The organism is Bacillus sp. FSL E2-0195 (assembly GCF_038003645.1).
GTDB lineage: Bacteria > Bacillota > Bacilli > Bacillales > Bacillaceae_G > Bacillus_A > Bacillus_A mycoides.
Genome location: NZ_JBBOPN010000001.1, coordinates 782,249 through 799,045 on the forward strand (window position 1 = coordinate 782,249; position 16,797 = coordinate 799,045).

The 16,797-nt window shown below is 35.4% G+C and carries 17 protein-coding genes; 12 read left to right on the forward strand and 5 right to left on the reverse strand.

Going from position 1 to position 16,797, the window contains the following annotated elements:
• From MHH59_RS04010 to MHH59_RS04025, 4 genes are all read left to right on the forward strand, one after another.
• Positions 1–231: a sulfurtransferase TusA family protein gene (locus tag MHH59_RS04010; RefSeq protein ID WP_002125390.1), complete on the forward strand. Its 231-nt coding sequence runs from the start codon at positions 1–3 to the stop codon at positions 229–231.
• Positions 232–269: 38 nt separating this feature from the next.
• Entirely contained in the window at positions 270–629 is a 360-nt protein-coding gene (locus tag MHH59_RS04015) for a rhodanese-like domain-containing protein (protein WP_002169111.1), read from the forward strand.
• Between the two features lie 88 nt (positions 630–717).
• Positions 718–1,197: a DsrE/DsrF/DrsH-like family protein gene (locus tag MHH59_RS04020; protein ID WP_002029908.1), complete on the forward strand. Its 480-nt coding sequence runs from the start codon at positions 718–720 to the stop codon at positions 1,195–1,197.
• A gap of 33 nt (positions 1,198–1,230) precedes the next feature.
• Entirely contained in the window at positions 1,231–2,004 is a 774-nt protein-coding gene (locus tag MHH59_RS04025) for a sulfite exporter TauE/SafE family protein (RefSeq protein ID WP_002169110.1), read from the forward strand.
• 33 nt (positions 2,005–2,037) lie between these two features.
• Here MHH59_RS04025 and MHH59_RS04030 read toward each other — a convergent pair whose 3' ends face one another.
• Complete coding sequence (locus MHH59_RS04030) at positions 2,038–2,478, reverse strand: hypothetical protein (protein WP_002029912.1); 441 nt, start codon at positions 2,476–2,478, stop codon at positions 2,038–2,040.
• A 149-nt stretch (positions 2,479–2,627) separates the two neighbouring features.
• Entirely contained in the window at positions 2,628–3,872 is a 1,245-nt protein-coding gene (locus tag MHH59_RS04035) for an LCP family protein (RefSeq protein ID WP_098632417.1), read from the reverse strand.
• A gap of 278 nt (positions 3,873–4,150) precedes the next feature.
• On the opposite strand from MHH59_RS04035, the gene MHH59_RS04040 reads away from it, so the two are divergent.
• Positions 4,151–5,149, forward strand: coding sequence for a YhdH/YhfP family quinone oxidoreductase (locus tag MHH59_RS04040; protein ID WP_098632416.1), 999 nt, complete (start codon positions 4,151–4,153; stop codon positions 5,147–5,149).
• Positions 5,150–5,183: 34 nt separating this feature from the next.
• Here MHH59_RS04040 and MHH59_RS04045 read toward each other — a convergent pair whose 3' ends face one another.
• The 3 genes from MHH59_RS04045 to MHH59_RS04055 all read right to left on the reverse strand — a co-directional run bounded on the left by MHH59_RS04045 (position 5,184) and on the right by MHH59_RS04055 (position 9,726).
• Entirely contained in the window at positions 5,184–6,839 is a 1,656-nt protein-coding gene (locus MHH59_RS04045; protein ID WP_098632415.1) for a Na/Pi cotransporter family protein, read from the reverse strand.
• Between the two features lie 509 nt (positions 6,840–7,348).
• A complete protein-coding gene (locus MHH59_RS04050; RefSeq protein WP_098632414.1) occupies positions 7,349–8,338 on the reverse strand; it encodes an NAD(P)-dependent alcohol dehydrogenase in 990 nt (329 codons plus the stop codon).
• 185 nt (positions 8,339–8,523) lie between these two features.
• Positions 8,524–9,726, reverse strand: coding sequence for an MFS transporter (locus MHH59_RS04055; RefSeq protein ID WP_002169107.1), 1,203 nt, complete (start codon positions 9,724–9,726; stop codon positions 8,524–8,526).
• 476 nt (positions 9,727–10,202) lie between these two features.
• Between MHH59_RS04055 and MHH59_RS04060 the strand changes: the two genes are divergently transcribed.
• The 7 genes from MHH59_RS04060 to MHH59_RS04090 all read left to right on the forward strand — a co-directional run bounded on the left by MHH59_RS04060 (position 10,203) and on the right by MHH59_RS04090 (position 16,764).
• Positions 10,203–11,291 carry a DUF871 domain-containing protein gene (locus MHH59_RS04060; RefSeq protein WP_002169106.1) on the forward strand — a complete coding sequence of 363 codons (1,089 nt, stop codon included), beginning with the start codon at positions 10,203–10,205 and terminating at the stop codon, positions 11,289–11,291.
• Between the two features lie 78 nt (positions 11,292–11,369).
• On the forward strand, positions 11,370–13,310 hold the full coding sequence (locus tag MHH59_RS04065; protein ID WP_002125412.1) for a BglG family transcription antiterminator: 1,941 nt from the start codon (positions 11,370–11,372) through the stop codon (positions 13,308–13,310).
• Positions 13,311–13,420: 110 nt separating this feature from the next.
• Positions 13,421–13,741, forward strand: coding sequence for a PTS lactose/cellobiose transporter subunit IIA (locus MHH59_RS04070; protein WP_002125414.1), 321 nt, complete (start codon positions 13,421–13,423; stop codon positions 13,739–13,741).
• A 1-nt stretch (position 13,742) separates the two neighbouring features.
• A complete protein-coding gene (locus tag MHH59_RS04075) occupies positions 13,743–14,048 on the forward strand; it encodes a PTS sugar transporter subunit IIB (RefSeq protein ID WP_002087440.1) in 306 nt (101 codons plus the stop codon).
• A 76-nt stretch (positions 14,049–14,124) separates the two neighbouring features.
• Positions 14,125–15,435, forward strand: coding sequence for a PTS sugar transporter subunit IIC (locus MHH59_RS04080; RefSeq protein WP_001013048.1), 1,311 nt, complete (start codon positions 14,125–14,127; stop codon positions 15,433–15,435).
• Positions 15,411–15,689, forward strand: a complete 279-nt coding sequence (locus MHH59_RS04085; protein ID WP_002087437.1) for a hypothetical protein — start codon at positions 15,411–15,413, stop codon at positions 15,687–15,689. The genes MHH59_RS04080 and MHH59_RS04085 overlap by 25 nt, the downstream gene beginning before the upstream one ends.
• Positions 15,679–16,764: a DUF871 domain-containing protein gene (locus MHH59_RS04090; RefSeq protein WP_050001263.1), complete on the forward strand. Its 1,086-nt coding sequence runs from the start codon at positions 15,679–15,681 to the stop codon at positions 16,762–16,764. Before MHH59_RS04085 ends, MHH59_RS04090 begins: the two co-directional genes overlap by 11 nt.
• The last annotated feature ends 33 nt before the right edge of the window (positions 16,765–16,797 follow it).

Genomic DNA, 16,797 nt, shown 5'->3' on the forward strand with positions numbered 1-16,797 from the left:
ATGATGAATGTAAAACAAGTATTAGATGCGAAAGGTTTAGCATGTCCAATGCCGATTGTAAGAACGAAGAGAGCGATGGATGCTTTACAAACTGGAGAAGTGTTAGAAGTACATGTAACAGATAAAGGATCAGTAAAAGATATTCCAGCATGGTCAAAAACAGGCGGTCATGAAATAGTAAAGCATAATATAGAGGACGATGTACTGAAGTTTTGGATTAAGAAGGCGTAGTGAAGAACTAGTTTTGTAAAGGCGGAGAGGTTGGTTATATGAATACAATATTAAGTACGCTTTTCATTGTACTTGCTGCATGGTTTGTTATTTCGCGTTTTTTACCGGTGAAAGGTGTTCAAAATATAAATGGAAAAGAATTAAAGAGTATAGTGGGAAAACAGGGAAAACAATTTGTCGATGTTCGTACAGTAGGTGAATATAGAGGAAATCATATGAAGGGATTTCAGAATATCCCACTAAATGAGTTAGCTAGTAGAGCAAATCAATTAGATAAAAATAAGGAAGTGATTGTTATTTGTCAGAGCGGGATGAGAAGTAAGCAAGCAGCAAAAGTATTAAAGAAATTAGGATTTCAGCGCATTATAAATGTTTCAGGCGGTATGAACGCTTTGTAAGGGGAAATTAGTATCGGGTGTAGCTAGATAATTTGAGCCATTTCATAATTTTTTAAATACCCCCATAGGTAATTAGGAGGAGAACAACATGGAACAACAGAAGAAAACGACGATTGTTTTATTTAGTGGAGATTATGATAAGGCGATGGCAGCTTATATTATTGCAAATGGTGCAGCGGCGTATGATCAAGAGGTGACTATTTTTCATACTTTCTGGGGCTTAAATGCCCTTAGGAAAGATGAGCATGTGAAAGTAAAGAAAACGTTCATAGAAAAAGTATTTGGAAAAATGATGCCGCGCGGCGCTGATAAGATGGGATTATCAAAAATGAATTTTGCTGGTATGGGGCCAAAAATGATTAAAGGTATTATGAAAAAACATAATGCGATGCCTTTACCAGATTTAATTGATTTGGCGAAAGAACAGGGAGTTAAACTTGTAGCTTGTCAAATGACAGTAGATTTATTAGGGTTAAAAGAGGAAGAGATTATGGAAGGGGTAGAGTTTGCAGGAGTAGGTGCATATTTAGCAGATGCTTCGGATGGGAATGTGAATTTATTTATTTAAATCACCTTCTTTTTAGAAGGCGGGGGATACAATATGAGTTTAACAGTACTGCTTTTTATTATTGGGTTTATAGGGTCATTTATTTCAGGAATGGTTGGGATTGGCGGTGCAATTATTAATTATCCGATGATCTTATACATTCCAGTATTGCTAGGATTTGCTGGATATACATCACATGAAGTGAGTGGTATTACAGCGATTCAAGTATTCTTTGCAACTTTTGCAGGCGCGTGGGCGTATAGGAAAAGTAACGATATGGATAAAACTTTAGTTGTGTATATGGGAGCTAGTATATTAATAGGAAGCTTTGTAGGTAGCTTTAGTGCGAATCTATTAAATGAGCATGCTGTAAACGTTGTTTACACATTACTAGCTACTATTGCGTCTATTATGATGTTTATACCGAAGCGAAGCAATCGTAAGGGGACAGAAGGAATTACGTACAATAAGTGGCTCGCTAGTTTGCTAGCGTTTATTGTAGGAAGTGTTTCCGGCATTATTGGGGCTGGTGGTGCATTTCTTTTAGTACCGATTATGCTAGTTGTTTTAAAACTACCGATACGTACAACAATAGCAACATCTATCGCTATTACTTTTATTTCCTCGATAGGAATTACTACTGGGAAAGTGATTACTGGACAAATAGTTGTTATTCCGGCTCTTATCGTTGCGATAGCAAGTTTATTTGCCGCTCCTCTTGGAGTGAGAGTAGGGAAGAGAGTGAATCAAAAAGTTTTGCAATACGTATTGTCTACTTTAATTGTAGGAACTGCGATAAAGATGTGGGTTGATATGATATCGAAATAAAAAGATGGTGCTCTTGTAGCACCATCTTTTTATTTACGCCCAAATAACTTTCATTAAGTTCTTATACTCATCGTTTGCCAGTTTATATAGCATTCTCGTATGTTCAAAGACAAGTGCGGGATTAAAGTTTGGTTCTGAGAATGCAAGAGATGTTGAAATATCAATTGCATTTTGTTTGTTTAGCGTGAATTTTGCAAATCGATAAGATGTGTTTAATTCATTGATGACATGTAAAATATCATTTGTTGATGTTGAATCAGGTACAAGAGCAACATTGAAGCAGTATATATCCACAGCAGGATGTTCGCTTTGGAAAGCAGCGATAAGTTGAATTTTTGCGCCAGCTTCTGTTTCTAGTCCTACTGAGAAATGTACAGAACCATCATTTTCATCTATATTTTCTTCCATATATATATCGTTTGATTTTAAGTACTCTTTAAAATCTGAAATGTTATGTTTTACTGCAGCTTTCATATGTGTGAGCCCCCTGATAATTGGAATAGATTACTATTATTTATTATAATTTAAAAATATTAAAAAAGATAGTTGGAAAGTTCTGATTTTTTTGTTTTGAAAGCATTAAAAAGAAGCAGTGCTCTACCTCCATAGAGCACTGCTTCACTTTATTCATTGTCATTAGACGATGTTTCTGTATCTTCACTGTGATTCTTATTATTCGTTTCATTGTTACTTGATTCGCGTTCACTCGTATTTGCAGACTTAGATTCTTTTGTTTTCTCTGAGTTTGTTTTTTTCGAATCAGAATCAGAATCAGATTTTGTATATGCAGGTAGTCCAAGGTGACTACGAAGTTCGTTTGTAACATTAGCTAATTCTTTTTTATCTGGATTGTAGTAGTAAGTTCGGCCACCACCAGCTGACTTACTACATGTATCATCACCTTTTGCCATGTAACAATCTTCACCTTCAATTTGTAATTTCTCAATTGAAGAATCTGCTCCATATTTATAGAATGAAAGCATATCGTCGAATGTTAAGTTTGTAACGAATTGTCCGTTAATATCATCAATGATGTTACCAACTTTTGTTACGGATCCGACGCTTGTTAGTTTCTTTAAAATTGCTTCAATAACGAGTTGCTGACGTTGACCACGCATCGCATCACTATCAATGTGCCTTGTTCTAGCAAGAGCAAGAGCTTCTTCACTATTTAACTTTTGAACACCTTTTTTCAGGTGAATTGCTTCGGCGTTATCATTACTATCTTGTTCAGTAAACTCAACTGGTACGTCAACTTCAATGCCGCCTAAATCATCAACGATTTTCATGAATGATTTAAAGTTGAATTTTACAAAGTAATCGACGGGAACATTCATTAATTTTTCAACTGCATCAATACTAGCTTGTGGTCCACCATCTTTTCCGTTTTTAGTAGAACCAAATGCATGAGCGTGTGTAATTTTATCTTTTTTCTTTTCTACTGGAATATAAGTATATGTGTCTCGTGGAATACTTAATAGTTTTACAGTTTTGCTATCTTTATTAAAGGTTGCAAGTAATAGTGCATCCGTTCGTATAGCTTCACCATATTCTTTCCCACGGACATCGCTTTCATCAACACCCATTATTAAGACAGAGACGTTATTTGTAATAGGTTTTACAGCTTTATCACGTAAATCAGATTTATCACCGCGCGCTAAATCGTGAGCGGCATTTCGAACAGCAGAAGATGCTTTATTTACTAAAAACCATGTATAACCGCCACCTATTATTAAAACTAATAGAATAACGCTTATAATAATTTTTGTTTTTTTCTTACTATTTTTCGGTTTAGTTCGTGTATTTTCTTGTAAAGATGGGTTTTGCTCCATTTCTTGTACTCCTTCATTTGGATTGAAATACGACACTCATATCCACTTATTATAATGAAATTTAGCGAAAAAAAACATTACAAATCATTTACATTTCGTAAAAATTCAATTTATTTATAAAAAGTTAGATTTTCTATATTTTATTTTTGAGATGTAGAATAAGTATAAGTTGTTTTAGTAGAAATGAAAATATGTAATGTGAGAAAGTGATAGAGAAGTAAGATTTGTTGAAATATAGCCAAGAAGATGTGATTAGCTGTATATGTACTTCTTATATAATAAAGAAGGATTTTACGGATGAAGGAGAGAGCGTAATGAATCATACACCATTCCGAGCAATTGTCGTGAAAGAAAAGGAAAATAATCAATTTGAAAGAAAGCTTGTTGAGAGAGAAGTAAATAGTTTACCTGAAGGAGACGTATTAATACGTGTTCATTATTCTTCATTAAATTATAAAGATGCCCTTTCAGCTACTGGTAATAAAGGTGTAACGAGAACATATCCTCATACACCTGGCATAGATGCAGCAGGAGAGGTTGTTAGTAGTGGAAATAACGCCTTTCAGGAAGGCGATCAAGTTATTGTAACTGGATATGATTTAGGTATGAATACTTCTGGTGGTTTCGGGGAATATATTCGCGTGCCATCATCTTGGGTTGTTCCTTTACCAAAAGAAATGACTTTGAAGGAAAGTATGATGTACGGGACAGCAGGTTTTACAGCTGCCCTATCGGTATATAAGCTTATTAGAGCGGGAATTACGCCTAGTATGGGAGATGTTTTAGTAACGGGTGCTACGGGCGGAGTAGGCAGTGTAGCAGTTAGTATTTTAGGAAAGCTAGGATATAGCGTAGTAGGGGCAACAGGGAAAATGGAAGAGAAAGAGATGCTGCTACGTTTAGGTGCAAAAAAGATGATTCATCGCACGGAGTTGAGTGATGAATCAGGGAGACCGATGCTTAAAGGAATATATGCTGGGGTTGTCGATACTGTAGGCGGAAGCATGTTAGAAAGTTCTTTAAAGGTAGTTAAGTATGGAGGCTGTGTAACAACGTGTGGTAACGTAGCAGGGCATGAATTAAATACAAGTGTATACCCATTCATATTACGAGGGATTAGCCTTTTAGGAATAGATTCAGTTCAATGTCCAGTAGATGTGAGAAGAGACGTGTGGGCATTGCTAGCAGGTGAGTGGAAAAATTCAGAGCTATTATCTTATACAGAAGAATGTACATTAAAAGAATTAGATGAGAAGTTTGCACTTATACTGCAAGGAAAGTTAAAAGGAAGAACGGTTGTAAAGATGAAATGAAAAAAGAGACGCTTAAATTAGCGTCTCTTTCCTATTATAATGATTGTTTTAAATTTACTTTTCCTTGTTCACCTAAAACACCATCAGCGATATTTACAGCGTGATCACCGATACGCTCTAAGTTACTTACCATATCAACGTAGATGATGCTTGCATCACCTGAACAGCTACGTTCGTTCAGACGTAATACGTGACGTTTACGTAGAACACGTTCCATTTGGTCAATTTTACGTTCTTTTGCAATAACCGTTTGTGCTAGTTCAGTATCGAAGTTTGTTAAAGCATTGATTGCATCTTGTAATGTTGAAATTGTTAATTCAAGCATTTCATTTAATTCAGCTAGTGCTTCATCTGATAGTGAAACGCGGTTTGAAATTTGGAAATCTACAAGTTCTACAAGGTTTTCTACATGATCACCGACACGTTCAATATCTCCAACAACACCTGCTAAAACTGAATGTTTTTCAGAGTCTGTAGGTGAAAGTGGTTTTTCTGATAGTAAAACTAAATACTCGGTAATTTTTTTATCTAAATTGTTAATAGCTCCTTCTAATTGAGTAGCCATGTCAGCATGTTTTTTATCTTGTGTATTTAAAAATTGGTTTGCTTCTTTTAATCCATGTAATGAAAACTCAGCCATACGAATGATTTCTTTTTGAGCTTCTGTTAAAGCGATAGCTGGAGATTGCTCAATAAAGATTGGATTTAAATGTTGCGGTTTGAAGTTAATAGATGCATCTTCACCACGAATAATTTTTGTTACAATCCAGGCTAATACTGCAATGAATGGGAACTGAATGATTGTATTCGTTACGTTAAACGTCCCGTGTGCAAATGCAATCGTCATTTCTGGATTTAAGTTTAATGACGTTTGGAAATATTGAATTAAACTTGTAAATGGTATTAATATAATCGTAAAGATAATGGTACCGATAATATTAAAGATAACGTGAACTAATGCTGCACGTCTTGCTGCAATTGAAGTACCGATTGCTGCTAATACGGCTGTAATTGTCGTACCGATGTTATCACCGAACAATACAGGAAGAGCAGCTTGTAAATCGATTGCACCTTGACCGAATAGTTCTTGCAAAATACCGATTGTCGCACTTGAACTTTGTACAATTAAAGTGAAGACTGTACCAACAACAATTCCTAAAATTGGATTATCACTCATGCTAACCATTAACTCTTGGAATGACTCTAAAGAACGAAGAGGTTTCATACCTGCGCTCATTAATTCTAAACCGAAGAATAACATACCAAAACCGAATACAACTTGACCTACAGAATGTACTTTTTTATTTTTAAAGAAGAATAGTAAGATTGCTCCAACTGCCATAATTGGGAGAGCGTATTCTCCGATTTTAATTCCGATAATAAATGCAGTAACTGTCGTTCCGATGTTCGCACCCATAATAACACCAATTGCTTGTCTTAATGTCATAAATCCGGCACTTACAAGTCCGACTGTTAAAGCGGTTGTTCCTGAACTTGATTGAATTAATACAGTAACTAACATACCTGCTAGTACACCCATAAGAGGATTTGTTGTAAAACGATCTAGAATATCGCGAAGACGATCTCCAGCTGCTTGTTGCAGTCCATCGCCCATGTATTTAATCCCGAATAAGAAAATACCTAATCCACCAATGAACTGGAAGATCATATCTTGAATATTGTATTCCACGCATTCCACTCCTTAAATTTCATGTACGATGTAATTATTAACTAAACCTTGAGGCACTGTAAACGGTTTGTCTGTAAAATTTACACTAAATTTACAAAGTGATAAAAAGTTTACAATTCTTTAAAGAAACACCTGGATTTAATTGGTTTTCATGCATGGTATATGACTATTTTGTGAAGAAGTCACATTTATCACACTATTTATTGATAGTAAAAATAGGTGAAGGGAAACTACCCAACTGGGTATGCGGATTGGAATTTTATTTTGTTATGATGATGGTTCTTTGCATATTTTTTGATTAAAGTTAGAAAAATATGTAGGGAAACGGGGGAGGTTTGAAATGGATTTATTTAATGAAAGTAAAAAACGATTAAATTATTTTAAACTGTTTTCTTTTGAGATGCTCGCAACAATAAAAAAGAGCAATTCGCATATGAATTTGCTCTGCTTTTTTATGTTAAAAACTTTCGGTGCTTTGCATTTTAACAATTATGCAAAGTGTTTTTTCTTTATTTAGAATCGTCATTATGCTCCATAGTTATGACGACATTTCCCTTCTTATGTCCTTTTTCAACATATATGTGAGCTTCAATAATTTCTTCAAAAGTGTATTGCCTATCAATGACCACTTTTATTTTATCGTTCTCAACAAGTTCTTTAAGGAAGTTTAATGCTTCGGAAGTTTCAGGTGCGTTTTGACTTAATATGAGTTTCATGCGACTTGTCAATTTAGTCCAGAGCATTTGAGCACTTGGTAACGGTTCAACGATATTTATATAGGTACCATCTTCCTTTAACATTTTAATACACTCTGAAAAGGAGCTCCTGTTTACCGCTTCAAAGATAACATCATAAGTTTCGTCTGTAGTAGAAAAATTTTTTGTGGTGTAATCAATTACTTCGTCAGCTCCTAGAGATTTGACCAATTCTAAATTGGAGCTACTGCACACACCTGTAACTGTTGCGCCGAAATACTTGGAAATTTGTACTGCATAACTTCCGACACTTCCAGAAGCTCCGTAAATAAGAATGTTTTGACCGCTTTGAACGTTAGCTTTCCTAAGGAAAAATAAAGCTGTACGTGCTCCAATTGGGATGGCTGCGGCTTCTTCATAGGATATGTTGGAGGGCTTTATGTACACTGCTCCACCTTCAGGTAGACAAATATACTCAGCATAAGAACCAAAATTTACTTGGGTAGCTGCAAAAACTTGGTCTCCTTTTTTAAATCGTGTGACGTCTTTTCCTACCGATTCAACTTCACCAGCCAATTCCATTCCGAGTATTTGTTTTTTCGGTTGCTTAAAGCCAAGTGCGATTCGAGCGGGTAGCCAAACAGAAGAGGGAACCGTAAAACTTCGTGAGCGAATATCTCCTGCTGTTACGGTTGTCGCTTTTATTTTTACTAGTATTTCATTGTCCTTAGGAGCAGGTTTTTCTATCTCTTTCAGTTGAAGAACGTCGGGGGGACCGTATTTTGTGTACACTATTGCTTTCATTAATATTTCCTCCAATTCGTTCTATATATTAATATCATACGAACAACATGAATAAATAGAACAGCGGTTCACTCTTCAATACAATGCAAAAAGCAGTGTGATTTTTCTTAGGAATCCACTGCTTTTTGTATTTGTGTATATATGATTTTCTTAGTCCAAGTATCTCAAAAAAGAATCAATTAGCATTACCCAACAGCTTTTTCGTTTGTTTTATCTCCCTGTTTTTGTTTCCGTAAGTTTGTGATGTAAATGAAAAGAAAAGCGATAAGTAATAGAGAGGAATATCGATATACAGTTGCATAGTTGGTAAAGTGTGCAATGAATCCAAAAATAATCGCTCCAGCACCAATTCCAAGATCAAATGCTGAGAAGAATGTTGCTGTTGCTACTCCTCTCCGGTGCGGTGCTACTCGGTCAATCATCCATGCTTGTAGTGCCGGTTGAATTGCTCCGAAACCACTTCCGTAGCACGCTGCGGCAATAATTAAGCTCGGAATTGTAGTTGTATATGACAGCAAAATAATACCTGTAAACGTAATAATAACTCCTGGAATGATGACGAATGTATGGCCTTTCGTATCATATAATCTTCCAGAAAACGGGCGAGTTACAGCGATTGCAAGTGCGTTAAATAAAAAGAAGAGACTGATATCAGCAATCCCGACTTCCGTAGCAAATAATGTGATAAAGCTCCCAATTCCCCCGTACATTAATGTAATACATAATATTAATAATGAAGGAAGTAAAGCTTTACGCTCAATAAATCCATCGAGAAAGGTACCAGATGTTTGCTGTGGTGGTTGCGGCGATTTTTTGATTTGAAGTAGTTTCGTTAATATTAATGAAACTATTGTGCATGAAAGTGCACATAAAAAAAGAATCGTGAAGTTATATGCTTGCATAAGCCAAAGTCCGATAAGCGGACCGAGCGCCATGGCGATAGTTCCAGAAAGACCGAAATATCCCATGCCTTCACCGCGGCGAGCTTGCGGAATTAAATCTGAAACGACAGTTCCGTATGTAGTCGTTGTAATACCAAAACCAGCTCCGTGTAAAATTCGAACGGCAAGCAATAGGAAAACGGTTGAAGCGAAAAGATAACTGCCCATAGCGAGTAAACAAATAGCGGTACCGATCATTAAAATGATTTTTTTGTTGAATTTCTGCAAGGCATTTCCAGTTAGCGGCCTAATAAAAAGTGCTGCAACGGTAAACATGCCGACAACGAATCCGATATTTGAACTTGTGCCCCCAATTTCTTTCACATAAACAGGTAAAGTTGGAATTAACATTTGAAATCCTAAAAACATACATAAGTTTGCTAGAATTAGCGCAATAAACTCTTTTGTCCATAACGGTTCTCGTTTTACGAGTACTGCCTCTCCCATATATTCATCCCCTATATAAAAGTTTTCCCGCTATTTGCGGGCAGTAAAAATCCCACCTCAAAATCCGGCTGGAGCAAAGAAGTTAGGTGGGAGTCGTGCTGCCCGTAAACGCCTGATTGGTGAAGGCTAATAATCAGTGGGGGATGAACAAAACCCCACACTGATTAAAGTTTCACTTTATCTCTGTTCTTTCGAGTATATGTATTGGTCAACGTAACAGTCAAGGAAGGTGCCTTGAAAACGTATAACAATTTTCGAGGCAAAAAAACTGACAAATTTGTGGAAAGACTACACAACTATGAAAAAAAGATGTAAAGTATAGATGTATAGACTAGTAGTTGTTATGAATGATAGAAATTATTTTTTCTTTAAAGAAAGCGAATTCAAATGGTAGTGGACGAGAAGGGGATACATACTTTTTTCACTACAAATATTTGAAAGGGTTTACAATATGATGAAGAAAGAGGCGTGTACATATGAGACGATTAGGTATTTCTATTTATCCAGAACATTCGACAGTAGAGGAAGATAAGGAGTATTTAACATTGGCAAGTAAATACGGATTTACACGTGTATTCACATGTTTATTATCTGTAGATGGCGAAAAAGAGAAAATTGTAGAAGAGTTTAAAGAAATAATTTCTCATGCGAATGCATTAGGATTCCAAGTATTGGTTGATATTAGTCCGTCTGTTTTTGAGCAACTAGGTATTTCTTATAATGATTTATCGTTTTTCCATGAACTAGGTGCTTACGGTATTCGTTTAGATGTTGGTTTCTCAGGATTAGAAGAATCGATTATGACGTACAATCCATACGGTTTAAAAATTGAGATTAATATGAGTAACGGTACGAAGTATGTAGATAACATTATGAGTCATAGACCAAATCGTGAAAATTTAATTGGCTGTCATAATTTCTATCCGCATCGTTATTCAGGATTATCATACGATCATTTTATTAAATGCTCGAAACAATTTAAAGATTACGGTATGAGAACAGCTGCTTTTATTTCATCATTCGATGCAACATATGGACCTTGGCCAGTAACAGAAGGGTTATGTACGTTAGAGCAGCATCGCGAATTACCGATGACAACACAGGCGAAGCATTTGTTTGCAACAGAATTAATTGATGATGTTATTATTGCGAATGCTTATGCTTCAGAAGAAGAATTACAAGCACTAGGTGCGTTAAATAAAGAGAAACAAACATTTGATATAGAACTATACGATACAACAACAGATTTAGAAAGAATTATCGTATTAGAAGAACCTCATTTTTATCGCGGGGATGTATCTGAATATATGATTCGTTCTACACAAAGTCGTGTGAAATATAAAAAAGAAGAGTTTAAACCGCATAATACGCGTGAAATTAAGCGTGGCGATCTTTTAATTGATAATGAGCAATATGGCCAATATAAAGGTGAATTGCAAATTGCTTTAAAAGATATGGTGAATACAGGAAAAACAAATGTAGTTGGCCGAATTATAGAGGAAGAAATTTTCTTATTAGATTATTTACAAGCTTGGGATAAGTTTGGATTTACGCTAAAGAAATAATGAACGTGGGATAAAAGGGAAAAAACTACTGATTTCAGTGGCTTTTTCCCTTTTATATAAAGAGCGAGAGGAAGAGCTATGACAAAAGTGCATCAGCGATTAATTTCCATTTTAGAGGAGTTTTTAGAAGAGAAATCGATGTTAAATCGAGCTTTTTTAGCGAGCCGTTTACACGTATCAACGAAGACGATTCAAAAGGATATAAAATTATTAAATGATATATTGGAAGAACACGGAGCGAAAATTGAATCACAAAGAGGGAATGGGTACGAACTAGAAATTATACAAACTAAGAAGTTTGAAGATTTTTGCGTAAATGTATTTCAAAAACAGACAGAAAAGATTCCAACTTCTTATGAAGAAAGAGTAGCTTATATTTTACACCGTATTTTAACGACAGATGGGTATGTGAAGCTTTCACAGCTAGCGGAAGAGATTTATGTGAGTAAATCTACTGTAAACTTAATTATGAAAGATGTTACGGATATTTGTAGTCGCTATGAGTTACAAATTGAAAAAAGACCATATTATGGTATACGTATTGTAGGAGAAGAATTTAATATTCGTTCTTGTTTATCACAATATGGTTTACCGCGGTATGAACATACTCCGTTTCATGAGAACTATGAGCAGACGGACACATATTTATCGTTACCCCATATTTCTCTCATCCGCTCAGTTATACTAAAGTATATCGAGGGAGGAACGATATATTTATCAGATATAGAAATTGATAATTTATCAATTCATATTGCGATTGCTTTAAAGAGATGCAGGGATGATCATTACATTCAAGCACTGCATGTAGAGGAATCTGAACTTATAATAAAGAAAGAATATAAAATTGCGAAACAGATTTTAGGGAATTTAGGGGCAGAGCTAAAGCTTCAATTTCCAGAAGAAGAAATTTTATATGTGACGATGCATTTATTAAGTACTGCTGTTACAGCGAGAGATCGCTATGAAAATGTAGAAGAGCTATTAGGGAAAGACGTATATGCATTCATGCAGCATATTCTTTTCAAAGTAGCGGAAGAACGGAATCTTACTTTTTATTACGATGAAGAATTATTATTTGGTTTTGGTGTTCATTTAAAAACGTTATTAAATCGTTTGAGATATAAGTTAAATACGAGGAATCCTCTTTTGGCAGAAGTGAAAAAAAATTATCCATATGCTTTTGAAATTGCAGTTCTCGTTGGAGATATAATTGGTGAATATACGGGTGAATCCATTCCAGAGAGTGAGATTGGTTATATTGCCATTCACTTTGGTGGAGCGATGAGCCGCTTGCAGGAAAATAATCAAAAGAAAAGATGTTTATTAGTTTGTGCAACTGGTCAAGGGAGTGCACAACTACTGAAATATAAAATTCTATCACATTTCCGAGATAAACTAGAGATTGTAGGTATTACAGGGTACTATCAATTGAAAGTGGAAGATCTTTATAAAGATAAAATAGATTGTATTATTAGTACGATTCATATACCGAGTGGTTTGCCTGTTCCGGTTATAAAGGTAAACTCAATATTTGATGATAAAGAGATTAAATCAATTGGTAAGCAGTTATTTACACATGTGAATGATAGTATGCAGCAATATATTAAGGAAGATTTGATCTTCTTAAATCGTAGTGCTTCTACGAAAGAAGAGGTTATTCAGTTTTTATGTGAGAAAGCTGCTGAGAAAAACTATGTACCCGCAAACTTTTATGCTTCTGTTATGGAGAGAGAGAACACATCTCCTACAGCGGTTGGAAACTTAGTGGCAATTCCGCATCCGATGCAATTATTAAGCGATACGACATTTTTGATGTTTTGTACACTCGATAAGGCGATTGACTGGGGAGATAAAAAAGTACAAGTTATTATTTTATTTAGTGTGAAGCGCAATAATAATGAAGATTTACAAAAGCTTTATGATTTTTTATATGATATTATGTCTAATCAAACTATAATAGAAAAATTGCATCAGGCTCAAGCTGTTGATGATTTTCAAGAAATCTTACTATCATTATGAAAAAGTATATTAAAACTTCCGTTACATAACGGAAGTTTTTTATGTTTAATTGTATGCGTTTTCATAATAAGATGAAAATATAGAAAAAACATAGCTTGGAGGAATTTAAAATGACTGATATGCAAACTCCATTTGCGTTAATTTTACATGGTGGTAACGCGAGAAGCGCGGCACTTGAAGCAATTGCTTTTGCAAGACAAGGAGATTTCCAGAATGCGAGTGAAAAGATGGAACTTGCTAGTGAGGAAATATCATCCGCTCATCGTATTCAAACCGATTTAATTCAAGAGGAAGCAAGAGGCAATCATGCAGAAATAAGTTTATTATTAGTGCATGCACAAGATCATTTAATGAATGCGATTACAGTGAAAGAACTTGCTGAGGAATTTATTACTCTTCATAAACGAGTGGAAGAGAAAGTGACAGTATAATATGTACATTTTATTATGTTGTGCAGCAGGCATGTCAACGAGTATGGTTGTAAGAAAAATGCAAGAAGAGGCAAAGAAACAAGGGAAGGATTATAAAATTAAAGCAGTTGATTCGGAACTTGTGAAACTGGAAATAAAAAATGCTGATGTTGTTTTAATTGGACCACAGGTGAAGTATTTGTTTCCAGCGGTAGAGTTTCTTGCAAAGTCATACGATATACCAGTTGCAATTATAGAGCAGCGAGATTATGGTATGTGTGATGGTTTGAAAGTACTTAAGCAAGCTGAACAATTAGTTTTAGCGTAATTATATTTTTTTAAATATAAACATTATAATGTTATAACTTTTACTTTTGTCAGATTGAACATAGGGAGGGTTATCGATGAATGGTTTTATGAGTTTTATGGAACAGAAGATTATGCCAACAACGCAAAAGATTGCGGGGCAACGACATTTATTAGCAATTCGAAATGGAGTTATTTCTACATTACCGTTAACGATTGTCGGGTCATTTTTCGTTATCTTTTTAAACTTACCAATTGATGCATATATGGAGTGGATTGCACCGTTTCGTCATATTTTAGATATTCCATTCCGATTTACAGTAGGCTTAATGGCTTTATACGCAGCATTTGGGGTAGGGGCCTCACTCGCGAACTTTTATCAGCTCAATCAATTAAGTGCAGGATTATTATCTGTACTCGCCTTTTTACTAGCATCAGTTGAACCAATTCAAATAACAAAAGCTGTACCAGGTGTTATTGATGCAGGAAGATATATTTCAGTAGGGACATTAAGTGCTACGTCTTTATTTGGAGCTATTGTGACAGCATTAATTGCAGTAGAAATTTATCACTTTATGATTAAGCATAATATTTCGATTAAATTACCAGATAGTGTACCACCAGCAGTTGCAAACTCGTTTGCAGCATTAATTCCAACTTTAGTAGTTATTCTTTTATTCTGGGGTATTCGTTACGGTTTGAAATTTGATGTAAACACAACAATCACATATTTAATCGCACCATTAAAATCAGTATTAGTAGGAAATAATTTATTCGGCGGTTTATTAACAGTATTCTTAATCGTGTTCTTCTGGTCGTTCGGTATACATGGCCCAGCGATTTTAGGACCAATCATCCGTCCGATGTGGGATTCAGCAATTCTTGAAAATATGGAAGTATTCACGGCTACAGGAAATGCACATCAGTTACCAAACTTATTTACAGAGCAATTTATTCAATGGTTCGTATGGATTGGTGGATCAGGCTCAACGTTAGCTTTAGTAATTATGTTTATGTTCTCTAAATCTAAGTTCTTAAAAGAGTTAGGTAGATTATCATTCGTACCAGGTTTATTCAATATTAACGAGCCAATTATTTTCGGGGCACCAATTGTAATGAATCCAATCTTAATTATTCCGTTCGTTATTACACCGTTAGTTACAACGACGGTATCATATTTCGCAGTTGTTTCAGGTATGATTCCGCTCATGATGGCGAAGCTGCCATTTACGATGTTAGCGCCAATTGCAGCGATTATTAGTACGGACTGGACAATTATGGCTGGTGTACTTGTACTTGTTAACTTTGTTATCTCATTCGTTATTTACTATCCATTCTTCAAAATGTATGAGAAGCAACAATTAGCAGGAGAGGAGAAAACAGAATGCTCGGAGCAATTATCATCTTAATTACATTCGTGGCGGGGCAGTGTATTGCACATTATTCAAAGTGGGTACAAAGTAAATCGCTATTAGTTTTACTACTTGTGTCGATATTATTTATTGGATGTTCAATGGGGGCTTATGTGGCATTTAGTTTAGAATCACCGTACTTTATCATCGTACCAACGATTTTATGTGCAACATGTTTATCTGCAAAATATAGATTTACGAGCATGGCATTAATACAACGTGTGAAGGAGATGCAAAAGCATGGAGCGTAAATTAGGAATTTCACTTTATCCAGAGCATTCAACGAAAGAACAAGATATGGCATACATTTCGACAGCGGCACGCCACGGTTTTTCAAGAATATTCACTTGTTTACTGTCTGTTAATCGTCCAAAAGAGGAAATTGTAGCTGAATTTAAAGAAATTATTGGGCATGCAAAAGAGTATAATATGGAAGTTATTTTAGATGTAGCTCCGGCTGTATTCGATCAACTTGGTATTAGTTATAGTGATCTATCATTCTTTGCAGAGTTAGGTGCAGATGGAATTCGTTTAGATGTAGGGTTTGACGGGTTAACAGAAGCGAAAATGACGAATAATCCATATGGCTTAAAAATTGAGCTGAATGTAAGTAATGATATTGCCTATTTAGAAAATATCCTTTCGCATCAAGCGAATAAATCAGCTTTAATTGGTTGTCACAATTTTTATCCGCAAAAATTCACTGGTCTTCCGTATGATTATTTCATTCGCTGTAGTGAACGCTTCAAAAAGCATGGTATTCGCAGTGCAGCCTTTATTACATCGCATGCAGCTGACATCGGTCCATGGGATATTAATGATGGATTATGTACGTTAGAACAACATCGTAACTTACCAATTGAAGTACAAGCGAAACATTTATGGGCAACAGGGTTTATTGATGATGTTATTATCGGAAATGCTTATGCGAGTGAAGAAGAGTTAGAGAAACTAGGAAACTTAAATCGTTACATGTTACAGCTAAAGGTACAATTTGTAGACGAAGCGACTGAAGTAGAGAAGAGAGCGACACTGCAAGAATTACACGTAAGACGCGGTGACATAACAGAGTATATGGTACGTTCTACAGAAGTACGTAAAAAGTACAAAGACTATGACTTCCCAGTGCGCGAAAGTGTACGACAGGAAAGAGGGCAAGTTGTAATTGGTAATAACCTATTTGGAAAGTATAAAGGTGAACTACAAATCATTCTGAAAGAAATGCCAATAGATGAACGGAAAAATATTGTCGGTACAATTGCAGAAGAAGAGTTATTCTTACTAGATTATGTAGGAGCTTGGACACAGTTTACTTGTGTGGAATAGGGAAGGTAAGAGAGGATGCTATAGCATCCTCTT